21 protein-coding genes are annotated in these 23,681 nt (G+C 46.5%); 12 read left to right on the forward strand and 9 right to left on the reverse strand.

What is annotated here, in order from left to right; genetic code table 11:
- Positions 1–100: 100 nt before the first annotated feature.
- Positions 101–1,405, forward strand: coding sequence for a class I SAM-dependent rRNA methyltransferase (locus ACM64D_RS10815; protein WP_415063230.1), 1,305 nt, complete (start codon positions 101–103; stop codon positions 1,403–1,405).
- Between the two features lie 8 nt (positions 1,406–1,413).
- Here the strand turns inward: ACM64D_RS10815 and ACM64D_RS10820 are convergent, their stop codons facing one another.
- Complete coding sequence (locus ACM64D_RS10820; RefSeq protein ID WP_415063231.1) at positions 1,414–2,703, reverse strand: Hsp70 family protein; 1,290 nt, start codon at positions 2,701–2,703, stop codon at positions 1,414–1,416.
- Positions 2,704–2,872: 169 nt separating this feature from the next.
- On the opposite strand from ACM64D_RS10820, the gene ACM64D_RS10825 reads away from it, so the two are divergent.
- Positions 2,873–3,781, forward strand: coding sequence for a hypothetical protein (locus ACM64D_RS10825; protein WP_415063232.1), 909 nt, complete (start codon positions 2,873–2,875; stop codon positions 3,779–3,781).
- A gap of 55 nt (positions 3,782–3,836) precedes the next feature.
- On the opposite strand, the gene ACM64D_RS10830 is transcribed toward ACM64D_RS10825, so the two are convergent.
- Entirely contained in the window at positions 3,837–4,841 is a 1,005-nt protein-coding gene (locus ACM64D_RS10830; protein ID WP_415063233.1) for a hypothetical protein, read from the reverse strand.
- Between the two features lie 110 nt (positions 4,842–4,951).
- Here ACM64D_RS10830 and ACM64D_RS10835 point away from each other — a divergent pair, with 110 nt between their 5' ends.
- The 7 genes from ACM64D_RS10835 to ACM64D_RS10865 all read left to right on the forward strand — a co-directional run bounded on the left by ACM64D_RS10835 (position 4,952) and on the right by ACM64D_RS10865 (position 12,011).
- Entirely contained in the window at positions 4,952–5,503 is a 552-nt protein-coding gene (locus ACM64D_RS10835; protein ID WP_415063234.1) for an SLBB domain-containing protein, read from the forward strand.
- Entirely contained in the window at positions 5,503–6,783 is a 1,281-nt protein-coding gene (locus tag ACM64D_RS10840; protein WP_415063235.1) for an O-antigen ligase family protein, read from the forward strand. The genes ACM64D_RS10835 and ACM64D_RS10840 overlap by 1 nt, the downstream gene beginning before the upstream one ends.
- 271 nt (positions 6,784–7,054) lie before the next feature.
- Positions 7,055–8,473 carry a hypothetical protein gene (locus tag ACM64D_RS10845; protein WP_415063236.1) on the forward strand — a complete coding sequence of 473 codons (1,419 nt, stop codon included), beginning with the start codon at positions 7,055–7,057 and terminating at the stop codon, positions 8,471–8,473.
- A 6-nt stretch (positions 8,474–8,479) separates the two neighbouring features.
- On the forward strand, positions 8,480–9,616 hold the full coding sequence (locus tag ACM64D_RS10850; RefSeq protein ID WP_415063237.1) for a polysaccharide deacetylase family protein: 1,137 nt from the start codon (positions 8,480–8,482) through the stop codon (positions 9,614–9,616).
- Between the two features lie 12 nt (positions 9,617–9,628).
- Entirely contained in the window at positions 9,629–10,006 is a 378-nt protein-coding gene (locus tag ACM64D_RS10855; RefSeq protein WP_415063238.1) for a YkgJ family cysteine cluster protein, read from the forward strand.
- A 145-nt stretch (positions 10,007–10,151) separates the two neighbouring features.
- Positions 10,152–11,207 carry a hypothetical protein gene (locus ACM64D_RS10860; protein WP_415063239.1) on the forward strand — a complete coding sequence of 352 codons (1,056 nt, stop codon included), beginning with the start codon at positions 10,152–10,154 and terminating at the stop codon, positions 11,205–11,207.
- Positions 11,208–11,276: 69 nt separating this feature from the next.
- Positions 11,277–12,011, forward strand: a complete 735-nt coding sequence (locus ACM64D_RS10865) for a hypothetical protein (RefSeq protein WP_415063240.1) — start codon at positions 11,277–11,279, stop codon at positions 12,009–12,011.
- On the opposite strand, the gene rfaE2 is transcribed toward ACM64D_RS10865, so the two are convergent.
- From rfaE2 to ACM64D_RS10900, 7 genes are all read right to left on the reverse strand, one after another.
- Positions 12,012–12,479, reverse strand: a complete 468-nt coding sequence (rfaE2, locus tag ACM64D_RS10870; protein WP_415063241.1) for a D-glycero-beta-D-manno-heptose 1-phosphate adenylyltransferase — start codon at positions 12,477–12,479, stop codon at positions 12,012–12,014.
- A 5-nt stretch (positions 12,480–12,484) separates the two neighbouring features.
- A complete protein-coding gene (locus tag ACM64D_RS10875; protein WP_415063242.1) occupies positions 12,485–13,261 on the reverse strand; it encodes an RDD family protein in 777 nt (258 codons plus the stop codon).
- A gap of 11 nt (positions 13,262–13,272) precedes the next feature.
- The gene (locus ACM64D_RS10880; protein ID WP_415063243.1) at positions 13,273–14,034 is read right to left on the reverse strand and encodes an RsmE family RNA methyltransferase; all 762 of its coding nucleotides are present in this window, start codon (positions 14,032–14,034) and stop codon (positions 13,273–13,275) included.
- Positions 14,031–14,927, reverse strand: a complete 897-nt coding sequence (locus tag ACM64D_RS10885) for a 50S ribosomal protein L11 methyltransferase (RefSeq protein WP_415063244.1) — start codon at positions 14,925–14,927, stop codon at positions 14,031–14,033. Before ACM64D_RS10885 ends, ACM64D_RS10880 begins: the two co-directional genes overlap by 4 nt.
- On the reverse strand, positions 14,920–15,624 hold the full coding sequence (locus ACM64D_RS10890; RefSeq protein ID WP_415063245.1) for a hypothetical protein: 705 nt from the start codon (positions 15,622–15,624) through the stop codon (positions 14,920–14,922). Before ACM64D_RS10890 ends, ACM64D_RS10885 begins: the two co-directional genes overlap by 8 nt.
- A 109-nt stretch (positions 15,625–15,733) precedes the next feature.
- Entirely contained in the window at positions 15,734–16,021 is a 288-nt protein-coding gene (locus ACM64D_RS10895) for a hypothetical protein (protein ID WP_415063246.1), read from the reverse strand.
- A 52-nt stretch (positions 16,022–16,073) separates the two neighbouring features.
- Positions 16,074–20,297 carry a CHASE domain-containing protein gene (locus ACM64D_RS10900; RefSeq protein WP_415063247.1) on the reverse strand — a complete coding sequence of 1,408 codons (4,224 nt, stop codon included), beginning with the start codon at positions 20,295–20,297 and terminating at the stop codon, positions 16,074–16,076.
- A gap of 221 nt (positions 20,298–20,518) precedes the next feature.
- On the opposite strand from ACM64D_RS10900, the gene ACM64D_RS10905 reads away from it, so the two are divergent.
- Genes ACM64D_RS10905 through ACM64D_RS10915 form a run of 3 tightly spaced genes read left to right on the forward strand, consistent with a single transcriptional unit; the run spans position 20,519 to position 23,586 of the window.
- Positions 20,519–21,331, forward strand: coding sequence for a motility protein A (locus tag ACM64D_RS10905; RefSeq protein ID WP_415063248.1), 813 nt, complete (start codon positions 20,519–20,521; stop codon positions 21,329–21,331).
- Positions 21,321–22,328 carry a flagellar motor protein MotB gene (locus ACM64D_RS10910; protein WP_415063249.1) on the forward strand — a complete coding sequence of 336 codons (1,008 nt, stop codon included), beginning with the start codon at positions 21,321–21,323 and terminating at the stop codon, positions 22,326–22,328. The genes ACM64D_RS10905 and ACM64D_RS10910 overlap by 11 nt, the downstream gene beginning before the upstream one ends.
- 1 nt (position 22,329) lies before the next feature.
- Entirely contained in the window at positions 22,330–23,586 is a 1,257-nt protein-coding gene (locus ACM64D_RS10915) for a hypothetical protein (protein ID WP_415063250.1), read from the forward strand.
- Positions 23,587–23,681: the final 95 nt, after the last annotated feature.

A 23,681-nucleotide genomic window follows, 5' to 3' on the forward strand; every position in this document is an offset into this window, starting at 1 on the left:
TGGCGGATGGACGTCGCAGTCTTCTTGTCATGGGCGATAATAATTTTTCTAAGAATGAAATTACTGAACTGATTGTGTTTGCTGTTGAAGGTGAATAGGTATGATGACTGTATGGAGACTCCGTCCTGGAGCTGATAAACGAATTCGCAGTGGACACCCGTGGGTTTTTTCCAATGAACTTTCTGTCAGTCCCAAAGGGCATGTGCCGGGAGCTCCCGTGGAGCTGCAGGATGCAAAAGGGCAATTTCTGGCGCGTGGTTATGGTAATCCTCACTCGTTGATCGCCTTTAGGGCTTTGAGTTTCAATAATCAAGATGAAGCGCCAACGGGTTTTGATTTTCTACAGAACAAAGTTTTGAACTCTTGGCAGGTGCGCAAAGCCGCCGGATTTCGAGGGAGCTTCCGTCTGGCTTTTGGCGAATCCGATTATATTCCGGGCTTGGTTTTGGATTATTATCTAGTGGAGCAAAATGGCAAAAGAGCCCAAGTATTTGCCGCCCAGCTTGTCACCGCAGGTATGAACGAAGCCCTTAAAAATGCAGAAGATTTTTTTAAAGGTTTGGTGGATCAGGCTCAAGAGCGGGGATTGTCTTTGTTTTCTTGGGAACAGACGGCCGTGGTTCTTCGTAACGACGTGAACATTCGTAAACTTGAGGGACTTCAGGTTGAGGCTCCAAAAGTGATAAAAGATCTTCCCGGATTTAATCTGACGGATGTTGAGATCCTTTTGAATGGGGCCGGTGACGAAGGATTGGTTTCCATGAGTTGCGATTTGGCGGAAGGACAAAAAACAGGTTTCTTCCTGGATCAAACTCATAACATCTATCTTGCCGTGAATCTTTTTAAGAATTGGGCGAAGACCCAAGAGAAGCGGAAGATTCGAGTTTTAGATCTTTGCTGTTATGTGGGGCATTGGTCGACACAAATTACTCGGGCCTTGAAATCCCTGGGATTTGAAGTGGAGATCTCTTTGGTGGACATCTCAAAGAGTGCGTTAGCTTACGCTAAAAAGAATGCCGAACGGGAAGGGGCTGAGGTCCTTGTTCATGAGTTGGACGTTTCTGAGGGGTTAACGCAGTTGCCAAGTGCACATTACGACATTGTGATTGCGGATCCTCCGGCCTTTATCAAATCAAAAAAAGATATTCCGATTGGCAAACACGCTTATCTTAAAATGAATACCCATGCTTTTCGTATGGTGAAGAAGAATGGCTTTGTCGCCTCTTGTTCCTGTTCTGGTCTTTTGGAAGAAGAAGAGTTTCGAGATGCGATTCGCAAGGCTTCTCTTAGAAACTTCTCTGAAGTGCGCAGTGTTTTGCGCGGAGGGCATGCGGCGGATCACCCGACGTTGATGCAGTTTCCAGAGGGATTCTATCTTAAGATGTATGTTCATTACATTTTATAGCCGAGAACTTATACAACCGTCTGCCCTTGAGACCAAAAGCCTGCGGATTCCGTGAGTCCTGAGAGGACAGAGTGGAAATGGGACTGTGTTTGGAGACGTTCTTGTCCGAAACGTTTTTCGAACTCTTTCTGAATGAAGGGCACTTTGGCTGTTCCTCCGGTGAGGCAAACGAGGTCTACTTCCTCGGGTGTAATACCCGCACTCTTCAAACACGCGTCTAAGGCGGCAAATATTTTTTGGCGGTTTTCTTCGGCCCATTCGATGAATTGTAATGTTGAGAAAGTTTCTGAAATCTCCAATCCTGGATAATCGAAAATGAACTGCGTCTCATCCACGTTAGACAGGGCTCTTTTTGTTTTTTCAATATTTTCAAAGAACGGGAAGATCTGTTGGTCTTCAATGAGAATAAAAAGCTTTTCGACGGCGTCAGCGTCCTTTTTGGTCAGAGAACATTTTTTTACTTCACGGATGAACTCATAGGTTTCTTTTTCTTTAAGGTGAACAATGTGCGCGGGATGGTTCAGTCGTTGAGTGACTCCTACTGGCATGGTGAGGACATTGCTTCCCATTGGCAATCGATAGCGCGATTTGGCTCCGAAGTATTCATTCAGGCGATGGCTCATAAACACGCTATCTAGAGAGTCTCCGGCCAGGGGGCAACCATCAATGGCCAGAACATCTTTTTTGGAAAAACTTTCGGGGCGAAGTTTGATCAGCGTGAAGTCGGAAGTTCCTCCGCCGAAGTCGCCAATGAGAACTATTTTTTCCGAGGTGAGTTGGCGACGGTAATCAAACGCCGCCGCTAAGGGTTCGGGAACAAACTGCACGTCTTTAAAACCTGCAAACTTCGCCGCCTTTTGCATGCGATGAAGAGCAAAGCCGTCACTGACTTCATCCATCGAGTAACGAGCAGGTCGTCCAATAACGGCTCGTTCGACGGACGTGTTCAATGTTTTCTCTGCTCTTTTTTTAAGTTCAAGAAGAAACACGCCAATCAGATTTTCCAAAGTTAAAATGCGATTATCTAAGATCGTTCCGAGATAGTTTTGATTCGGAAGATGTGACTTGAAAGAGCGAAACAGGCGTCCTTCCATGTCTTGTTCGATGTATTGCTCAATCGCCTCTGATCCGTAATAACAAAGGTCGGGATTGGGGAAATATAGAAGAGTTCGCATCAGAGTGGGATCAGAAGCCCGAGCATCAATGGCCAGAGCTTCGTGTCTTTGTCCATTGTGGAAAGCGCCTACCAGCGAATTACTTGTGCCGAAATCAATCGAGAGAATAGTGTCTGAACTCATTTAGAAAAAGTACCAAAATTCAGACATTTCCACAATATGGTCGACTTGTCAGGTCTGGGAGAGCCGTTCTTTGTCACAGCGATTTTCTTCTTTTCAGAGAGTTTAAATAAAGCCCAACAATAAAAGTGAACTTGGTATGCTGCCCAAGATTTCTACAGAAGGGATTTGTATGAATCTAAAGAATGTACATGTTCAAATTCTTGTTCTTCTGGGCTGCTTGGTCGGAGTTGTTTCCTGTGGGAAATTGCACTCGAATATTCGGCAGCCCGCGAGTTCTCTAGAGGAAGCCTCTTTGGAATTGCCAACGACCTATGAACCTCAACCGTTTGCAGAAGTTGAGGCGGTTGAGTCCGCGGAGGTTGTTGTTGGTTCAGAGACACCATCAGAGTCAGAAGTCGTTCCGAAACCTGAAGTTACAAATCCTGAGGTAGATTCGAAAAATGATATGGTGGGGCCCGGGACCCTCAAACCCACAGTCTACTATTTCGTTATTATCGATGAAGATAAAAATACTTGCCCCTCAGAAAGCAAACAAACTCTTCATGGCGCCGGGGGAAAGTCTCTTCTGAGTGTATGCCCTAAGACAGCTCAGGCCTGTGGGCTTCAGGGATCTTGTGGGGTGATTCAAAAAGGTGTGACTCATACTTTCAACATCATTGGACGTTTTGAAGGGCAAGATCGCTACTTTGAAATTGAAGAGGACGGCTGCCGATTTGGATATGGAGTTCGTAGTTCCTGCCTTGATCCATTTTATACGTTGGCTGCGGATCTAGAGATCTACAAGCCGGGAGAGGTGATTTTCGTACCTGCCGTCGTTGGATTGCAGTTGCCCGATGGCTCAAAACACAATGGATACTTTGTCATTCGCGATAAAGGCCGTGGAGTGAAGGGCCTAGGGCGGTTCGACTTTTTCTCGGGCTTCTATAGTTGGTACGATCCAAAGAATCCGTTTAAAAAATTGGGTTTGGGAGACATCAAGACGAACATTCCTTATTTCCGTGTCGGCGGAGAGACGGCCAAGAAAGTCCTTCTCAATCGGGCCTTCCCTCAGCTTCCGCCCTCTCTGAGTTCTAAATAAAAAAAGGTCGGCAAGGATGCCGACCTTTTTTCTAGAAACGAACATTTTAAATTCACTATGAAACGGTATTCTTTGGCGCTGGTGTTGCTTGAACTTGCGCCGCCGCCACCTGAGCCATTTGTGCCACAGCCATCTGCGCGTGTTGCGCTTGTTGGTGGTAGTAGTTTAATTTGGCCACATATTCTTTGAGCGCCGCATTTTCTTGCTTCAGAACGCCAAGTTGTGTGAGAGCCTGTTGAAGATGACTGTAGTAGTCCTGAGCTTCCAAAGCCTTCTTATCCAAAGCTAGCTTCATTTCGATGATTTTGGATTCTGCAACGGACATCAAATTCTTAAGAACGTCATTTTGTTTTTGTGCTGACATTTCAACATCGTTAAAAGAAGCAGAGATCTTTTCGATTTCGTCATTCAAAGAAGAAACTGTTTCGTCTCTTTCCGCGACGGTCGCTTTTAGCTCCTCAACAGTTTGTTCCAATTCGTACTTTTCGGTTTTGAGGCCTTGAATCTGCCCTTCCAACTGCTCCCGTTGCTCCTCCCACAGATTTTGTTCTTTGGAGAACGCATTTTTGGCTTTCGCCAACTCCATCGCTGTTTCTTCTTTGAGAGCCTGATTAAGGTCTAAGTCCCTTTGCAGGATTTTATTCTTCTCAAAAAGAGCCTGACTGTACTTCTTTTCCTCGCTCTGCATTTGCAGCGCGCGGGCTTTAAGGCCTTGGATCTCGAGCTGAAGATGAAGGCTCAGTTCCAGAGATTTTGCGAGGTCGGAGCTGAGCTTTGTATTGTTGGCTCTTTCGGCAGAAAGCTGGTCAGCCAGTTGTTTAAGCTGGGCGTCCAACGTTTCAGGTCCGTAAGAAACATTCTCAAGGCTCTTGATCTTTTCAAGAAGAACCTCTTGAGAGCCTTGAAGCTCTGAATGGAATTTTTTCATCTGAACTTGCATCTGCTCGTACTTTGGTTGGGGAGGCAAAGGCTCTCCTTCCTGGTTCTGAGTGCTTAACTCATTCAGTTTGTTACAGATTTCATCAAAAAGTTTTTCGTGATCAGGAGAAGAACTCGTCATAGACTTCATTGTGAGGCACAGACTGAAGTCAAGTCATCGAAATTTATTGACAAGAGTCGAGGCTCTCGATTTAGGTCCAGGGACAGGGTCCCGTTGTAGGAGGAGAAATCATGGTCGCGTTTAAACCCCTTCGTCTTTTCATGGCGGTTGTTTTTTGGGTAACTTGTTCCAGTACAGTCCACGCTCAGGAGGTGGGGTTGTTAAGTGACATTAAGCCTCCACAACAGTCCTCCGAGTATATCTTCCGCTCTTCGCCCAAGGAGTCGCTGATCACTGTTCAGCTTTTAGGGGCTGTGAACAAACCGGGGATTTATTATGTCCCGGCGAACACCGATCTTTTGAAGTTGATCACTTTGGCGGGGGGGACCACCAATGGGGGAGATCTTTCCGAGATCTTAGTGCGAAAAATGGAACCCAAGACATGGGCAGAGATCAAATCCAAGGCGATCAATGAATATCAAGGAGCCTATGAGGTGGATGCCGAAAAGTTGATAAAATATGGGGGCGCAAAAAACCTGAAGCTGCAACAAGATGACTTTGTCTATGTTCCTCCTCGCACCCCGTGGGTCAGCAACGAAGCGGCCCGCGGTATTACCGTTGTTTCAGTAATTTTGGGTATTGCTCTTACGGCGATTCTCATTGATAAAAACTCAGGGAAATAATGATACAGGCTCGCGACGGACGCATTTTATTTCTGATAAAAGCCCTTGTGGCGATGCTTTTCATTTCTAAAATCTCTTTCGGCAGTGTTCTGCCTGTGCCACAAAGTTTCTCGTTCCTGATATATCAGCAAGGCCTTCATCCCTTCTTGAACGTGTTCTTGTGCGCCCTTTTTGGAGTGCCTTTGGCATTCCTTTCATTGAAGGTGCGCTCCCGGAATCATCTCAGCGGATTTTATAAGCTCTTTGTTTTTCTCTTGATGCTGACATTGACAGTTCAAACCTTGTTGCAGGCACATTACGTGAATCCCGATGAGTCGGCGGTGATGCAAGTGGGGGCTTTGGGTGTCGCTCTGTTTATGATCGCTGTCTATGGTCTTTTGATTCCCAGTTTGTGGAATGTCGAAGAGTTTCTAAGCTATATTCAGCGTTGGGCGGGAGCTTTGGTGCTGCTCTCGTTGATTCTTCTGGTTGTTGCCGGGGGAGGTGTTTTTAAAGGGGGGCGTTTTGTGGGCGTCTTTAAGCACATCCCCCATATGGTGACCTGTGCGACGGTGGCGTTTATTTTTTCTCTAGGCACGTTTCTTAAAGAGGAAAAATTGAAACATAAGATTTGGAGTGGGCTCGTTCTTGCGGCAAGTTTTTTTGCAATCATTTTAACAGGAACCCGTTCGTCAGCGGCGGCGGCTTTGATGGCCTTTGTTGTGACCTTGATCTTGCATAAGACTGAAACAAATCAGGGACGTGTTTTTAAATTTGCCTTTGTTTCTTTTGTGCTGACCTTTTCACTTTTCTTCGGTGTGCAGGTGTATGATTTTGCACGGGGGATCGCGACCGGAGAGGCCTCTTTGGGGACTCGAGAAGCTCAAGATGGAGTGGCCTCGCGTTGGGAAGAGGTTGAGCGGGGCAGTCAGATCTTTTTGCAGGAGCCGTGGCTGGGACATGGACTTCTTTCCAAGTTTGCGGCTGGCAACGAGGTGGATGTTTCAAACTACAATGCGATGAAAGATCCCCATAATATTTTTGTTTCGGCCGGAGTTGTGGGAGGTTGGCCCTTGTTGGTCTTAAGTGGAATCGCGTTGATTCTGATGCTGATCGGTTCTTTAAAGTCTTTGACGACGGTGGACTTCGCGAAGAGACAGGTCGCTATTTATTTGCTTTCGCATATTCCTATTCTTGTCATTTACCATATCCATTTATCGATCGGTGGCATGGCGGATCGTTTGTATTGGATGGTTTTTGGTTTTGTGGCGGCCTCCATGGCAAAAACAGGGAAATCATAGAGCCAGAGCTGGCTGCTACAGGGCAGGTTTTGGCGTGGGCCCATGTCAGTTTCCCATTGGGTCCAATTTCCGTTTAAGTCTCGCATTTGACCCTCGGATAGAGGGCTTCTTTATTCTGGTGGTTGTGATCCTATGGATGCTGTCAAATGAGCGCTCACACCTGAACTAATTTCAAAGTCTTAATCCTCATTGCAGATTAAACACAGGCCAAGCACCAAAAACAGTGGCACAACCAATGCTTGCAGGGGTGTGTCACCAAAGGTGGATAGTTATGAGTGATCAACATATTGAGCCTGAATTAACCGTAGGCGAAATCATTAAGCTGTATATGTCACATTGGCGTATGTTTGCGATTTTTGCCGCAGGTCTTTTTGCGGTCAGTATTTTAGTTTATGTCGTGAAAATCCCCTTTGTGGCATCGTCGACGATCGTCATTAATGACTCTCAAAACTCGTCGTTGCAAGCTTTCTCAAACCAGTTCTTTGGACTTTCGAAATCGGTTCAAGAGTCCAAAAAAGGCAGCAGCTTGCTGTCCAAGCATATTGAGTATCTTAAAACACGAGAGTTTTACGAGACCCTTCTTCAGCGTATCGAAGAAAAGGGCCAGAGTCCTTTGATCACGATGGAAGAACGTGAAGGGTATGAGCTCCTGAAGAAAAGCTACCTCAAAGACCTCGATAAGGATGAAAACAAGATCGCTTTCTTGCAGCGTCTGGATAAGTGGACGCGCATTCAGCTAGATTCAGATTTTGAAATCAAGGTGTCTGCGGTGACTCCCGTCAAATCGATGTCTTTGTTTATTTCCAATGCGGCGTCGGAGCTGGCGGCGGAGACTTTGAAGAAGCGGGAGCTTGATGAGATCGCCCGTGTTGAAGACTTCATGGAAAAACAAAAAAATGAGGCTGATCAAAAGCTGGTTCTTTTAGGGAAACAGTTGGCAGATATGCAGAACAAAGATGAAAACATTCTGCCTTTGGCTTCAAAAGAAAAAATGGGCGATTACGTCTCGGATCTTCTAGTTCGTTCCAATGAGATCAAGTTGAAGATGGCCGAAAATAAAAAGATGATTCAGTACCTCGAAAGAGGTCGCACCGGACAAAGAGAAAGTGCTTTGTACGGAGTCGGTGGTAAAATTGAATCTTTGAAAATCGAAAACAGTCTTTTGGCCGAAAAGCTGGGGCAAGTGCAGGCGTCTATTGATCGTCTGAAAAAAGAATCGAAGTCTCTTCCTTTTGCAGCCCAAATGGTCGAGGACTTGAAGAAGAAGTCCGAGCTGGAGTTCAATCGCTACAAAGAATTGAGCACCGCTTTGGCGAAGATTGAAGCACAAAAAATTTCTATCGATACGCGATTTGAAGTCTTAGAGAAGGCTCGTTGGGAAACGACGCTTCCTCAAATTGGACTTTTCAGTTTGGGGCTTCTATCTTTGCTGCTGAGCCAGTTTGCGGGCTCTTTGGTAATTTACTTTAAATACTTGTGGAATCCTCATGTGGTGACGGCTCAAGCCTCTCGCAACCTTGTGATTTTCGACAATCACTCGGTGGATCCACGAGTGATCATCGAGAATTCTAAAATTAAATTTAGCTTAAAGAAGCCAGAGCAAAAAAAGGAAACCGAACAGGGGGACGAGCAAAAAAATATTGCTTGGAATGTTCTTAACGTTGGGCAGGGAACAGACGTATCTCAGTAGGTGAAAATGAAAAACTTGTTAGTCAGTGGAATTGTCGTATTGGTCGCGGGATCTCTTGTCGGGTGCGGAAACTCGATTGCCCGAAGTGTCCAACAAGCAGTGAGTGATAACCAAAATGCACAGTCCCTACTTGAATGGGAAAAATCTGAATCCAATCCTGAAGTCTTGTTCTCAAAGTGGCAACAAGATTTTATGGAGGATTCGTCGCAAAGAGAAAATCTAAAAAAAGATCTCTGTGGCGAGTTAACCGTCTTGGATGGTCAATCCTTGACGATTTTTGAAAATGAGATCCGTCACGAAAACAATCGGGCTCTTTTGAGTTCGTGTAAAGAAGAGTTGTTAGGTAAAATTGAGACTCATTATGCACTTGAACGCAAACAACTGTCCGTTCCTGTCGATGCCCTTAAGGCCTCGGCATCAGGGAATAACTTCCAATTTCAACCGAATGTTCAAAAGAGAGACACCTCCAATGGATACTTCGCCGTGTTCGGAGATGTGGCTCGCAAAGAAGTCATACTTACTTTTGACGATGGGCCTAGTGGCGAATACACCGCTTCGATCTTGCGCTCTCTAAAGGAAGTGAATGCAAAAGCCATCTTCTTTCATATGGCAAAAAATGTTCGATTGAATCCCGACGCGGTCAAACAGGTCGCCGCCGACGGTCACGCGATTGGAAGTCATTCGATAAGTCATGCCTGCCTGGGAACAAGCAATGCTTGTCGTCGGAATAATGGACGCGTTCTGACTTTTGATGAAGCGGTTGCGGAAATCAAGGGAGGACATCAGGCGATTCATGATATTCTTGGTTGGGTGGACCCCTTCTTCCGGTTCCCATATGGGGAAGCTTCTGTTGAGCTCAAGAACTATCTAAAAATGAATTCGACTGGCGAGTTCTTTTGGTCCATCGATAGTGAAGACTGGAAGGCTCAGCCGAATGAGACTTTGCTTCGTAATACATTGGCGCGTTTAGATGAAAAAGGCCGAGGCATTGTTCTTTTTCATGATATCCAAAGAAGAACGGCGGAAATCATGCCGCAGTTTCTTCGTGAGCTTTACACACGAGGTTATAGTGTTGTATTACTTCAATCCGCGGACCCAATGGCAAGATATAACAGCAAACTTGTGAAGAAAAGAATTCCTTAAGACTTGTATTCTATGAAACGACCTGACGTTGATCGTCCCTCTACTTGGAAAACCTATCGAACAGACATGTGCAAAGGCTGCTGGGGCGGCTGCTGCACTATGCCTGTGGAGGTTAAACTTTCTGATCTTATTCGCCTGGAGCTAGTGACTGAAGATGAGGCTGTGGGCTCTATTAAGAAAATGGCAAAGCGTTTAATCAAAGAGGGCTACGTCGTATCTTACCGTCAGGGGACGGAGTTCTTTATGCTGACTCAAAAAGCCAATCGTGACTGTCTGTTTTTAGATTCCAAAACACGTTTATGTACGGTCTATGAGAAGCGACCGGATACATGTCGCCAGTTTCCCTCCATAGGGCCTCGCCCTGGGTTTTGTCCAGGGGCCTCTCAATAGAATCTCATTTTGAGATTGTTTGTTTTTTTGACAGCCGGGAACGCAAGTTTGTCTCTGTCTCAGAGTGAATAAGACCAAATCCAATAGGACCCTTCTGGAGTGGCACAAGCCCTGCTCTTACATAAGTTAAGAACAGGAGGCTACAATGAGCTTCACAGATAGAAAACTCGAAACTGCGATTCTTGGATTTGCCATCGTCATGGTGGGCGGTATGGGTTATTTGCTTAAAGCACCTGTTCAGGCGGCTCTTGGTGGGCAGGATGTGGTTTACGAAATGCCCCGCCCTAAAACATCTTTTTTAGCATCGCTTTTTGATTTGGGCGGACGTGAAGTGTCCCGTAATTACGTCAATCCGTTTTCTAAAAAGAAGGAAGATGGCAAAAAAGCCGTTCAGGCCACTAAACCCGCGCAAGCCCCTGCTAAACCTGCGGTCGCTCAAAAGAAGAAAGAGGCGCCAAAGAAATCAGAAGATCCTCGTAAAGGAAAAGTCGACGTACAAGTTGTCGCAGCCGAGAGCGCGAAAGGTCTTGGTGACGATGGTTTTATGGCTGATTCAGGTTCTGCTCCTCAACGCGTTGAAAATTCGGGAAAAAACCAAAACGTAGCTGAACAACAACAGACTAAGAATACGTTAAGTGGCGACCAATGGAGAGCCCTTATGATGGCTCAGCCAAGCAAAGAGAATATGGCGAAACTTCTTGAGGCATATTCAAAAAAAGAAGTTGATGACCAGACTTTCTATACGATTGTGACGGATCTTTTCCGTAGTAATAAGGTTGAAACTCAAGCCTTGGCTTTGATGGCTGTGAAATCAAATTATTCTTTGAAGAGCTTCTCCGTTACGTCACAGTATTACGATCAGTTGACTCCGGAGCTTCAACAGCAAGCCCATGCTTATCTTTTGAATTACGCCGTTAGCGCCCGCCTTGCGATCCTAATGACGGCTTTGCAAAGTTCTGATGTGGAAGTGGTCGGTACGGCGGCTCAAGTTGTTTTGGCCGGTTATCAAAATGCCAAAGGTGGTGTGGTTTCTTCAGGAGATCCTCGTAACTCTCGGGGAGATATCACCATCAACTCGATTTCTGGATATTCTAAGTTTATCCCTATCTTCCAACAGCTTGCACAAAGTCATGATTCGGCGATCGTCACCTTGGCCAATACAGCTTTGAGTCAGATTCAGAGCGCCGTGGCTTCTCTTTAGAACTAGACAGTCGGACCTCTTGTCGAACACAATAGTCCTTGGAATCGAATATTTGATTCTAAGGATTATATGATTTTTGTTCGCGCCCTTTTTTTTATTGTTGCCAGTCTGATGATGTCCTGGACATGGGCAGAAACTCGTTTGCCCAAAAATTTGAACGAACAAGATCGGATTCGGGCGCTTCAGGTTTTGGGGTTCGGTTCGGCGTCAAAAGTTTTGGACAATCCCTATCCTTTGGGGGGATACACCGGTGTTGAGATAGGGGTGACCTCTGAATTTATTCCTATCGAAGATCTTGCCAGTCTCGGCAATAAGACCACCAAAAAAGGTGAGTTTAATATTTACACTCTGACTTTTGGAAAAGGCCTTTTTTATAACATTGATACTCATGTCTATTTTACGCCTTTTATGCAAGGTGAGGAAATTCAAAGTTATGGGGGGCAAGTTCGCTGGGGATTTTACGAAGCGGGATTTTTTCCTCTGACTTTGACAGCTCTTCTTCATGGTGGCGGTGCTAATTTTTCTAATCTGATCAATGTTTCGACTTTGGGTTTGGACCTCGTTGCAACGGTGGCTATGGACAATGTTGCGATTTATTTTGGTGGCGGGCGTGTGCGGGCCATAGGTAAGTTTATCGGAGGACCTAACGGAATCACGGATACCCAAGAAACGATCGAGCAGGATCTGGTAGAAAATCACACCATTTTTGGGATCAATGTGGATATCGCCAAGATGTTCATTGCTTTGGAAATCGATCGCTATGTGGATTCAACTTATAGCGGAAAAATCGGTTTTCGATTCTGATTATTTTTGAGCTTTTTCGATCAGCTTGGTTGTAGATTTGCCGTCCACAAACTGTAATGACATCACCTGTCCCCCGTAAGACATGACAAACGGAGCTCCGACGATTTGGTCTATTTTCCAATCGCCGCCCTTAACAAGGATATCGGGACGAACTTTTTGAATCAGATTTTCTGGGGTGTCTTCAGTGAAAATCACAGTAAAGTCCACGGCTCCAAGGGCAGCCAGGATTTCCGCGCGATCAGCTTCAACTTGTACGGGACGACTTGGACCTTTGAGGCTCTTGACGCTGGTGTCGGAGTTTACTCCCACGACCAGAAGATCTCCAAGGGCGCGGGCCTCTTGCAAATAGCGAACATGGCCAACATGCAGAAGATCAAAGCAGCCATTGGTGAAAACAATCTTTTTCCCTTGCTTGCGGAACGGGGCCAAACTCGCTTCGATAGTCTCAAAATTTCGAACTTGGCCCATGAAAGTTATGCCTTTTTATAGAGATTCGCGCCGCTCAGGGAGCCCGCGAGGTCTTTTCCAGTCAGAAGGGAAAGAAGAGGAAGAACGACAAATCCTGTCGCGATTACCAGTAAAGAGCGAGCCACGACTTTCAAAGAATAAGTCGCTTTGTTCAGTTCTTCTGGTTTTCCGATTCTTTGGTCGAAAGCCCATTCACCGGGAGTGCATCCTAGATAGATACGATTGAGTGTCAGGTAGATAAAGGAAACGCCCGCAAACAAAGATAGCGTCGCAAGATAGATCATGCCTTGCGCATCGGGGTTGGTCAGATTTCCAATCAAATCTACCTTGGTGATGACCAAAAGGATGATCATGCAAAGAAGACTGGAAGCAACGACAAGCATCCCATCCAAGAAAGCGGCTGAGAAACTCCAGGTTGCTTTCTTGTATTCTTGCTTGGTATTTGTCTGAGTCATCTTCTGTTTTGAGTTTTCAAAATCAAGACGACGATTTTTTTGAAGAGTTTTAAGAATCTCATCCACAGCCGCAGAGCCATCTCCGCCCACTTCAGTCAATGAGCCTGGGGCCTGAGGGATTGGAGCTGAACGACTCTTGCGAGGAAGGGGAGGACGCAATGGATCTGTCGAAGTTTCTTCGATCAATTCAAGTCCCTGGTCTTTCAAGAGATTCTTAGAGAAAGTATCCGCCTTCGTGTTTTCTTTTGCAGGTGCTGCCGATTTCTTTTTATGGAAACCTAGACCATCCGTGAGCGGCTTAAATTCAAATTCCTCAAAGGGATCCATTCCCTCTCCTTTCAACACATCAGATCAAAGTCATACTTTAGGACTGATACCAGGGCCATGCAAGCCGTTTCAACTCGCAAAACCTGGGGTCCGAGGGTCACTGGATGAAGGCCTAGTTTTTGGAATTCTTCGACCTCGCGATGGGAAAAACCACCTTCACTGCCAACGATAATCCAGATCTCTTTGATCCCTTGAGGGTGCTCTGATTTTACTTTAGAGACATAATCCTTGATGCTAAGAGTCGACGGACCCTCATAAGCAAATAGACCCACGGAGCCGGCACTGGGGTTAATCAAATTCGATATTTTCTCGCAGGGGATTGGGGGAAGAACCTTCATAAGGTCGCCCCGGCCTGACTGCTGAGTGGCAGATTTTATGATTTTGTCCCAACGCTCAATCTTATTGTCAGAAAGTTTTTCTCCCTTACGAAGAAAGCTGAATTCTGAAAAAAAAGGTTGAATGCTAGCGACCCCCATCTCAACGGCCTTTTCCATGATGGCGTCCATGACGGGGAAGCGAGAAATCGAAAGGGCGAGATGGACATGGGGCTCCTTAAGAGGAGGAATGCTTCGCTCTTCCAGAATGCGAGCCAACGCGGTCTTCTTGGTCACCTGAAGAACTTCGACGAAATAGGCCTTCGAGTCCTCAGTGAGAACTTCGAACTTAGAGCCGACTTCTTGGCGGCAGACATCGAAAATATGATGAAAGACATCCCCAGAAAAATTCACCTGATCTTGGAAGAGGTCCTTTTTTTCGATCCAGTAACGTCTCATGATTGAACCCAGTAACCAACCCACTCGTCTTTTTCAAGGCGACGGATCACGGTGAGGCCTGATTTTTCCATGAATTTTTCGAAGAAGTGATTGTCACGCTCTTCAAGAATTCCAGTGAGCAGCATATGCCCGCCGGGTTTGAGTACGCGCAATAAGTCTTTTTTGATATTGATGAGAACTCCGTCGATGATGTTGGCGACCACGACATCGTATTGTTCGCGAATGTCTTCAATCTGAGTTTCGGGAATATCGATTTGTTCAAGCTTATTGAGTTTGATGTTTTCTCGGGCCACACGACGGGCCTCGGGATCGATTTCAATACCAGTGACAAGGCCCATTCCGCTCATCTGAGCCAGCATGGCAAGAATCGCTGTTCCGGTGCCCACGTCTAACATGGCCCAATCGGCGATTTCAGATTTGTATTTTTCAGCCAATTTATGGATGAAGAAGGCCATCATTTGAGTTGTCGCATGAGTCCCAGTGCCAAAAGCCATTCCAGGATCAATATAAATCGCATGTTTACATTCTGGAGGTGGTTGCAGCCACGAGGGGACTACCCAGAAATCGCCGACAAGTTTGAAAGGTTTAAAGCCTTTTTTCCATTCCTCTAGCCAGTCTTTGGTTTCTTCTTCGAAGATGTGCCACTTGATGTTTTGACTGTGTTCGAGGAGTCCATCAAAGAAATTGCAGCCCGGTCTTTCTTGAAAGAACACATCCATTTCGTGAGCACGAACGTGAAGAACCTGAGGGTCGTAAGTAAGATCCGGCTGAGTAAAAGCCAAAGCCTCTGTGACTCCAGAGGCTCCGCATTCAAAACAGTGGGTGGTGATGATGTCTTCAAGTTCCGCAGGAACTTGGCTTAAACGAATACGAAAATAAGAATTGTCACTCATGAAGAGTGTTGTTACCAGAATCCGCCGTTTTTTCAAGGGTTTCCACTTTAGCCGCTGTTGGGGAAACCGGGTTATTTCCTGTATTCGATTTAATTGCAGTTACCACGTTGGTGCCCCCGTTAGGTGGGGCTGTGGGTGCTGCACTAATGAGCTTTTCGGCCACGGCGTTTGCAGAAACTACAGGGTTTGCCCCGGGGGGGGCAGTTGGTGCGGGGGCCGCGGGGACCGCTGTCGTAATGGCCACCATGGCTGTTGTATTTGTGGCCTGGTCTTCCTCAGCTACTTTGCGTTTAGGTTTTGGTTTTGAATTGTCAATGAAGGAGCCTTGAAGATCAATACGGTCGCCACTCATGATACCGGTTTGTTCCAGCATGGGCAGTTCGTCACGGGAAAGCAACGTGTACTCGCGGGCCACGGCCACTTTGTCAAATATAGCGATCACTTTGAGCTGACCCACAGGAACTAAAATTTCCCCCACTGCGTTGGCGCCACTGGCATCACGAACATTGATTTTTCTAACAGCGGTGATCACGAGATTCTTTTTAAGTCCCGATCCGGGGCCAGCATTGATGTAGAAATCTTTGTAGACGGGATCGTCTTCAGAAAGAGTGATGTTACGTCGAACATCGACGACCGAAATCTCACCGGCTTTGGATTCCTGCGTGAATCCGAAAAGAAGCATAAAGATAAACATCATAAGAAAACCTTTCCATGGTTTGTCTTTTCCTTTATCGGCTGTCTTATTTTGAAACTTGAGGACCTAGAAGAAGCCCCTCGGGCTTACGGGATCTAGGTCCAGTGAGGGATTAGTTGGAGACGATAGCGCCTTGAACAGAGCTGTAGACTTTATAGGTGTTGTCGGTGGTGGTTTGTTCAATTCCCGACATGTAGTTTCCGACGGTGCTTTGGACGTGATAGGTGACTCCGCCACCGGAGGCTGTTCCCGTTTGAGTGGAACCGGAAACGAGTCCCGTTGCCTTGGCAGGATCTTGAAATTTAGTCGCCACGGCCGAACTAAGTTGCTGCAGAGAAGCTTCCATGGAACAACCTGTTGCAAGAAGAAGCGTGATTGAAAGAATCATAAGCTTTTTCACAGAGAACCTCCGAGACTTCTTATCGGTGGAAAACGAAATTTTTTTAAATGTCTCAAAGTGGAGCGTTTTGTGACCCTGTGTTGGAGTCCAGAGCGAGCCAAAGCTTGAGCTTATCTGCGAGAACACTTTTACGAACAGGTTTCGACAAATAATCATTCATTCCTGCGGCCAGGCACTTCGCTTCGTCGCCAGGCATGGCATAGGCCGTGAGGGCGATGATAGGAACCCGGTGGAGAGCCTGATTGTCCATGGCGCGTATTCGTCGAGTGACTTCATATCCATCCATCACCGGCATTTGTACGTCCATCAGAATTAAATCAAAAGGCATGATCTCCACAGCCTGAAGAGCCTCTTCCCCTGTGGAGACCGCAAAGCTGAGATAGCCGATTTTCTCCAAGAGCTGTACGATCACCAAGCGATTTGTCGACGAGTCATCAACGACCAGAATTCTTTTTTTTGAAATTTTTTGCGAGAGCGCGTTTTCGAACTGAGTAAGTGATGTCGACGTCCTGGGCTCCAACGCCGTTAGGACTGGAGCCTCCGAAGAGACGATTTTGAGGAGCTCACCTTGCTTAAGGGGTTTTCTTAGGGCGGCCGCGAAACCATGACTTCGTGCTTGCTCCAATGACAAGGGGCTCTCAAAGTCCGTCATTACGATCATGGGGATCTCAAGACCCAGCACTGTCTGGAGCTCCACTTTAAAGGTTTTCAAACGATCGTATTGTGAGTCGCAAGCCGCGAGGATCATCGACCACGGAGGGACTCCTTTGGTAGAGTCTTTCGCTGCGATGATACACTCATCAAAGGAGGCGCGGCTTTCATACGGGAATCCCCAGGAGGAAAGATAAGCCGTTGTCACCTCCCGCGAAAATGCTTCGTGGTCGATAAGCAGAATAGGCTTCCAATGTTTATTAAAAAGAAAAGGAGATCTGCGTTGCGCAGAGGGAGAAACCTTGAAAGGAATATCAAAGTAGAATTTGGAACCGACGCCTTTTTGGCTTTCAACGCCAATTCTGCCGCCCATCATCTCTACAAGATTTTTTGAGATAGAAAGACCCAACCCTGTTCCGCCAAATTGCCGCGAGGTGGATTCGTCAATTTGTGTAAAAGACTGAAAAAGTTTGGAGAGACCTTCTGGCGCTATTCCAACGCCGGTGTCAGTGACCTCGAAATGAAGCCAAAGAAGTTCTTCGGAGGCGCGGCGGTCGGCAGGAGCATTCACGACGATCTTCACTCCGCCTAGTTGGGTGAATTTGATGGCGTTGGAAATAAGATTTCCTATTATTTGCCCTAAACGAGAGGGGTCTCCAATAAATTCCGTCGGAAGAAGAGGATCTATGTAGCAGGCCAGAGCAAGCTTTCGGCTGCGAGCCTTCGCCATCATCAAATCAGCTTGCAACTCGACCAGATCGACGAGATTGAAAGAAATATTCTCGAGTTGCAGTTTGCCGGCTTCGATTTTTGAGAAGTCCAAAATGTCATTAATGATTCTAAGAAGATTATTGCCTGAATTAAGAATGATCTCGGCATAGCGGCGCTGCTCGGAAGTGAGATTGGTTTCGAACATCAGATCTGCGACGCCGAGAATTCCGTTCAAAGGAGTGCGAATCTCATGACTCATGTTTGCGAGGAAAGCGGCTTTGATCTTCACCCCCTCCAGGGCCTCTTCCTTTGCACGGATAAGATCTTGCTCTGACTTCTTTCTTTCGGAGATATCGCGAAGGATGGCGCTGTAGTATTTTTCTCCTTCAATCTGCCAGGAACTCATGGTGAGTTCGATGGGGATTCTTTTATTGCTTTTTGTTTTAGCCTGCACTTCGATGGATTTTCCTAGCAGGGGAGAGATATTAATCGCATGATCTTTGCCGGCGAATTCGATGAGATTGAATATCGAAGTGTTAAAAACTTCTTCCTTGGTGAAGTCAAAAATCTTTCGTGCGCCGTCGTTCCATGATGTAATAGAGCCTTGTTCGTTGAAGATCACAATGCCGTCCACGGCAGATTTCGTTACGGATCTGAATTTAAGTTCTGAGTTCATCAAATCACGCTGAGTTTTCTTCATCTCAGTCAGATCGATGACGTACGTGATGGTGCTAAAGCCTGGACCTAGGAGCGGAGCTGATCCCACGAGAACTGGAAGAGTGGTTCCGTCTCTTCTTGTTAGAGAGAGCTCTCCATAGAAGTGTCGCTCGCCAGAGAGGCCCGTTCTTTTAAATGAGTCTAAGAATGTTTGATTGTCGGTGAGTTCGGACCACTTAAGCGTGTCTGAGGGGCTAGCTTTTTCATATTTTAGCATTCTTGAGAAAGGCATGTTGCTATCAATGATGTCGGCTTCTTGATTGCTAATCACGGTTCCAATCATCGAAGATTCGACGATGGCACGAAATCTTTGTTCGGACTCACTGAGTTTAAATGTTTTTTCGTCGGCAATAGACTGGGCGCGAAGTCCGATGGACTGGAGCGTGGAAACTATCAAGGTCAACAAAAGAGAAATCAAAGAACAAATTAGAATTACCCAGCCGATCAGTGTGCTGCGCACGGACCGGAATTCGACGGTACGGTTCCAGCCGAGAGTGATTTGCAGGCCAGCAAGATTGACGGTGTTAATCCTTTCAAAGTTGAGACTCTGAAGGGGGATCGATGAGAAAAGAAGATTTTCCATTTTCGGCTGTGTTCCTTCGAAAACATGCATAGATATTTCTTTGAGTTCGGGAGGAGAAATGCCTTCAAAAAAGACTTCTGTGACAAAGGGGGCGTAAATCCAGCCGCGGTGATTTTCTCTTCTTTTTTCTGGAGTGCTGAGGTCTGCTTTAAATTTGTAAAAGGGCACGAAAAGTAGGAAGCCGGGACGGGGCTTGAGATCTTGAACAAGGGCGATCTTGGGCGTGATGTAGGGATTTCCGGTATCTCGTGATGATTCTGCGGCAAAACGACGATGAGGCTCGGTGCCGACATCAAGTCCCAGGGCGCGAAAGTTCCTCTCTAGAGGCTCAATATATGTGATGATATAGTGATTGCCATGTTCTTTTCCGCTTTGACGGTAGTCGTAGTCAGCGACGGACTTGATCTTAAGTTGGGGATTCCGTGTTTTTTGTTTTTCGAGGAAGCTCGCAAGTTGCTTTTCTTGTATCGGCCAGATTACTCCAATTCCATTTATTCCGGGATACTTCTGATCGACTTTCGAGCTGATATAGAATGTTTTCCACATGTCGGGACTGACATCCTTCACGCTGGCAAATAGGCTTGCGCCGCCATTCAGTGCATCAATGTATGAATTCATGCGTACCTGAATGGACTTTTGTAAATTCATCGTGAGAACTTCGAAGTGTGAGCGATCTTTTTTAAGCTCCGCATTTTGAAAGTAAGCAAATAGAAATCCGGCCACAATCCAAGATGAGAGCAGCACCAAGACGGGTAAGCGGCTCCATACCTTGCTTAGACTATCCAGCACTAAAGATGTGAGGGCGAGGGAGCACAGAAATAGCTGGAGGTTTAGAAGATTGTCATTTGTCGTTCCCCCCAGAAATGGCCCATAGCCTTGGGTTGTTAAAAGAACGGCAAAGACGCTGACGGCAAGACTACCGAGGTACAGACCCACACGGCCCAGGGACGCCTGGAGTAAAAGGAGCACGGGGAAAATGATGAAGATTCCACCCAAGGCGATGGGATATCTGAACGAGAGCCATAATGCGATTGTTAGAAGGAGAAAGAGTGCGAGACTTTTTAAAAGAAATAAGGGACGGTGCAAGTGAGGAGACCACTTGATATGAGGGATGACAAGGATCAGGGGAGTCAAGGTTAAGCTTCCAATGAAGTCCCCCGTCCACCAGGTTATCCACACGTTGGTAAGTTCTATCGGAGCACCACGATTTTGCATGGCGACTCCGAGCGCGCCAAAAGAGGCGCTGAGAAATGGTGAAGAAATGGAAGCCGCCACCATCGCAATCAGTTCATTTAAGTATTCAAATTCTGACTTTCGAGCAAGGATGCTGCGTAGAATGAAGGCTCCGAAGAGAGCCTCCAGCGAATTTCCGGTGGCCATTAGAACACAGGGAAGAAGTCCGGTCCCGACTGAAATATTAACGGCAAAAGCGCCGACGAACACCGCGATGACATAGCGAGACCCTAGAAGATATACGCACGCAATAGCCAATCCTGTTGCGGGCCAAAAAGGGGACGTGTTGTTGTTGAGTGTCGCGATGCTAAGTCCAAGCTTCGCGATGAAGAAGTAAATCAGGGTAAGAGCAAGCGCCGTCAATGTGGCTTTCTTGAACACAGCATCGTCTCCTTTCCGCCGCTGCAGTTTAAAACCAGATGCATTGGGCATCCAGGAGTGAAGCCGGGAACTGAGAAAAAGCAGAGTATGTTGACTAAAACGGGACCGAGGTGATGTTCCCGAATTTTTTGGGGACATTATTGTTTTAGATCAATTAAGTCCTTCTTCTGCGCTTCCGATCTTGAGACTGGAGTCAATTTAAAGTGAGTGAGGTGGCTTTTATGAAGTCGACATGGACTGGCATTTTCGCATGTATGATCGTCATATATTATGGAATTGTTCATTCGGCCAGCAATCCTTGGATATTGCTTAATCCTCATGCTGTAATTTTGGTAGTGGGCGGAACTTTAGCCATCGGTCTTCTCACTTATCCTGTGTCCCGCCTTAAGGGAACATTGAACTTTATCATCTTTGGTTTCATGTTTCGGGTGAAAAAAGAAGAAGAAAAGATGGCCCGAGATATTATTTCCTATATCGACTATTACTACCACAAAACAGATGGTTTTATGGCGGATGGCAGAGCTCACCCGTTTCTAGCGGAAGCTTACAATATGGTTTTAAATCCTCGCTTGAGTCTCCAGCAGATGGAGGCGGCTTTGCAGGACCGTCGAAATGCTATTAAAAGACACTATATGGATGACGCAAAGATTCTGAACAATCTTGCGAAGTATCCACCGCATTTGGGCCTGTTGGGAGCAGCTTCTGGAATGATAGAGATGATGTCGGCACTGGGAAAAGCGGGTGTGGATACCATTGGCGGTTCGATGGCGGTGGCACTCAGTGCGACGCTATGGGGGGTGGGGATGAATAACTTCGTATTTCTTCCCCTTGCGGATAATTCAATGAAGGCCGCCGAAGATGAAATTTATCTCCGAGACATCATTATTGAATGTTGCTTGCTGATGAAGAGTAACAGATCGCACGGGGAAGTTCTTAATACCTGTCTGAATCGTCTTTCTTTGGTAGATCGCAATAAGCTCGCTTGGGAATACAGAAAGATTGAAGATAAGCGGAGTAATACAGATGCAGCCTAAAGGTGAGGGCGAAAACACTCAATTTCAAGCTCGTCGGGAGCCTCTGCATGAGGAGTCCCACGGGGCCGCCCACGGGGGAACGGAGATGGGCTGGCTGGTAAGCTATGCGGATATGATGACACTGTTGTTCGGTCTGTTCGTTATCTTATTCAGTCTGACAACCGATCCTGCCAAGTCCGATAATGTCGATGACATCATGAAGGAAGTGTCCAAAAAATACTTTAGCGATCAGGCGGGAAATCAGCCGACACCATCCGCGCAGAATCCCGATTCATCCACACCGCCACCTCCAAATGTCGAGACCGTCATGGAACAAATGGCAGAGATGCAGGCGCTTTATGAATCAGAAAAGCAGCAGTTCGTCGCGAAGATCGACGAACTTAAAGCAGAAGTGGCGCAGTTAGAGCAAGAGAAAACAGAAGAGCAGAACAAGACCAAAGCCACTCAAAGAAAAGTTTCTTCAATCCAGGATCCGACGACGGATTTGAAAAAGGAAATTCAGTCCCTTCAGGATAAAATGCAGGAGAAAAAGAAGGATTTTGAAAAGCTTCACGAAGAGCTGGAAAAGAAAAAGGCGGAAAACGAATTTCTTCATAAAGAATTGAATAAGCAGCCGTCACAGAACTACATGATGGTCCTTTTAACCTGGGAAACGGAAAAGCACGATCTGGATTTACAGGTTACAACGCCTAAAAAAGCGAATTTTAACTTCAAGAAAAGGAAGTGGGACGGTCAGGCCGGAGCTTTCGAGTTGGACAGCCGCTTTGGACCGGGCATCGAGATGTGGAAAGCAGAAAACTTTGAGCCGGGGGAATATAAGGTGAAATCTTTGCTCTATAATAAAAATGGAAATGAGGCATCGGCCAAAGCCCAAGTGACGGTTGTCACGAATCTTCGCACCTACAAATCAGAGCTTTTTGAAATGGCTTCGCGCAACTCAGAATTCGACCTTTCATTTGTCATTGATGCGCAAGGTGCCGTGAGATTTGGAAAGTAATATGCGCGCCATCGGATTTTTCTTAATATTGTTTTTGCTTTCATGGAAGGTTCACGCACAAGCTCAAAGAGAGTGGATTGTGAACTGGAAAAGTTCACAGGGGGAATCGGGAAGTGTCCCGGTGCGGATGATCACAAATCAAGACGGGGCTCGTTCCTTGATGGTTTTGGCAATGCCTTCGCCGATTTCAAACCTATCGACCGCAGTTGAAGAAGAGTCTGGCGAAAGGACTCCTGTTGCCGTAAGAAGCAAAGAAGGAACTTCCTATCTGCTTTTAACGCGAGCACATGGCGTGTTGACGATGACGGATTCCCAAGAAAAAAGTGTGCAGATCCAATATGAACTTACCGCCGCTCCGGAGGTTTTGCGAGTGACGTCGAGTTGCCAGCGTTGGGGTGTTCGTATTGACGAACTTCAGAAAAAGAATCCTCTTTTTCCCGCGCTTGTAACCTGTCAGGGAAACGGCTCAGAGTTAACAGAAGTGGTGTTTTCCACGCTGACGGATGCGGAGTGGTTTGGATCGGATCTGTTTGAGACTGAAGGTAAGGGCGAACGTTGGAAGGTTTTTGCCGCCAAAGAGGCTTTATCGGCAGGTAGCTGGGAAATGATTTGGGGGGATGCCACTGCGAAGAATGTTGTGCGTCTGGCAATTGCAAAACCAGTCAAGAACAATCCCACGAAACCCCAGCCCTCGCTACGGACTCAGGTGGGACTTCAATATGTTAATGGCACTGTTAAAAAAAGAGAAGCCGAAGCACCTGTTGGAGGATTGCAGATACCAGTTTCCGTTCTGTATCAATCGGAGGGAAGTTGGTGGTCGGTGGGGGGGCAATACAACTTCTTTCTTCACTCCCTAGAAAAAGGGAATGACGATAAAGATAACACGACATCAGATCTCAGGTTGTGGGGGGGGGCGGATTATAATGGAGGTTCCTGGTTGGCTCGCCTGACCTTAGGTTATCTCAGTCGAAGAATTGATGCTCCATCTATTGGCATCCGGTCGACTTTTGAAGCTCCTCAGGCAGGTGCCGAAATTCACTATGGAATCCAGGACATTTATGGATTTTTTTTCAATCAGGCTCAGATTGATTCAGAAGGGGAGTTTACAGAAAAGGCGCTGGGGCTCTTCTACCAAGGAAAGCTGCTGATGGGGCGTGAGGCGCGATTGTGGGTCATGGCCACCCAGGTGCAAGCCGTGCAGCAGCACGTGGAGTTGCAGGGGAATTGGTTGCACTTGGGACTTAGTATTCAGTTTTAGTATCTCGAAATAGGATGTTACCAAATCTGCTGGGAACACTTTGGTCTTGAGGTTCTTGTAGATCACCTATTGAACTGCCGATAGGTTTGAGTGAG

Source organism: Bdellovibrio sp. (assembly GCF_047637665.1).
In the GTDB taxonomy this organism is placed as follows: Bacteria; Bdellovibrionota; Bdellovibrionia; order Bdellovibrionales; family Bdellovibrionaceae; genus Bdellovibrio.

Bases quoted from the DNA above. Each gene is read 5' to 3' on its own strand.
- ACM64D_RS10880 (WP_415063243.1), bottom strand. From the start codon at position 14,034: ATGAGACGTTACTGGATCGAAAAAAAGGACCTCTTCCAAGATCAGGTG.
- ACM64D_RS10850 (WP_415063237.1), top strand. From the start codon at position 8,480: ATGAAAAACTTGTTAGTCAGTGGAATTGTCGTATTGGTCGCGGGATCT.
- ACM64D_RS10845 (WP_415063236.1), top strand. From the start codon at position 7,055: ATGAGTGATCAACATATTGAGCCTGAATTAACCGTAGGCGAAATCATT.
- ACM64D_RS10815 (WP_415063230.1), top strand. From the start codon at position 101: ATGATGACTGTATGGAGACTCCGTCCTGGAGCTGATAAACGAATTCGC.
- ACM64D_RS10855 (WP_415063238.1), top strand. From the start codon at position 9,629: ATGAAACGACCTGACGTTGATCGTCCCTCTACTTGGAAAACCTATCGA.
- ACM64D_RS10820 (WP_415063231.1), bottom strand. From the start codon at position 2,703: ATGAGTTCAGACACTATTCTCTCGATTGATTTCGGCACAAGTAATTCG.
- ACM64D_RS10865 (WP_415063240.1), top strand. From the start codon at position 11,277: ATGATTTTTGTTCGCGCCCTTTTTTTTATTGTTGCCAGTCTGATGATG.
- ACM64D_RS10835 (WP_415063234.1), top strand. From the start codon at position 4,952: ATGGTCGCGTTTAAACCCCTTCGTCTTTTCATGGCGGTTGTTTTTTGG.
- ACM64D_RS10915 (WP_415063250.1), top strand. From the start codon at position 22,330: ATGCGCGCCATCGGATTTTTCTTAATATTGTTTTTGCTTTCATGGAAG.
- ACM64D_RS10905 (WP_415063248.1), top strand. From the start codon at position 20,519: ATGAAGTCGACATGGACTGGCATTTTCGCATGTATGATCGTCATATAT.
- ACM64D_RS10875 (WP_415063242.1), bottom strand. From the start codon at position 13,261: ATGGATCCCTTTGAGGAATTTGAATTTAAGCCGCTCACGGATGGTCTA.
- ACM64D_RS10840 (WP_415063235.1), top strand. From the start codon at position 5,503: ATGATACAGGCTCGCGACGGACGCATTTTATTTCTGATAAAAGCCCTT.
- ACM64D_RS10830 (WP_415063233.1), bottom strand. From the start codon at position 4,841: ATGACGAGTTCTTCTCCTGATCACGAAAAACTTTTTGATGAAATCTGT.
- ACM64D_RS10860 (WP_415063239.1), top strand. From the start codon at position 10,152: ATGAGCTTCACAGATAGAAAACTCGAAACTGCGATTCTTGGATTTGCC.
- rfaE2 (WP_415063241.1), bottom strand. From the start codon at position 12,479: ATGGGCCAAGTTCGAAATTTTGAGACTATCGAAGCGAGTTTGGCCCCG.
- ACM64D_RS10885 (WP_415063244.1), bottom strand. From the start codon at position 14,927: ATGAGTGACAATTCTTATTTTCGTATTCGTTTAAGCCAAGTTCCTGCG.
- ACM64D_RS10910 (WP_415063249.1), top strand. From the start codon at position 21,321: ATGCAGCCTAAAGGTGAGGGCGAAAACACTCAATTTCAAGCTCGTCGG.
- ACM64D_RS10825 (WP_415063232.1), top strand. From the start codon at position 2,873: ATGAATCTAAAGAATGTACATGTTCAAATTCTTGTTCTTCTGGGCTGC.
- ACM64D_RS10890 (WP_415063245.1), bottom strand. From the start codon at position 15,624: ATGATGTTTATCTTTATGCTTCTTTTCGGATTCACGCAGGAATCCAAA.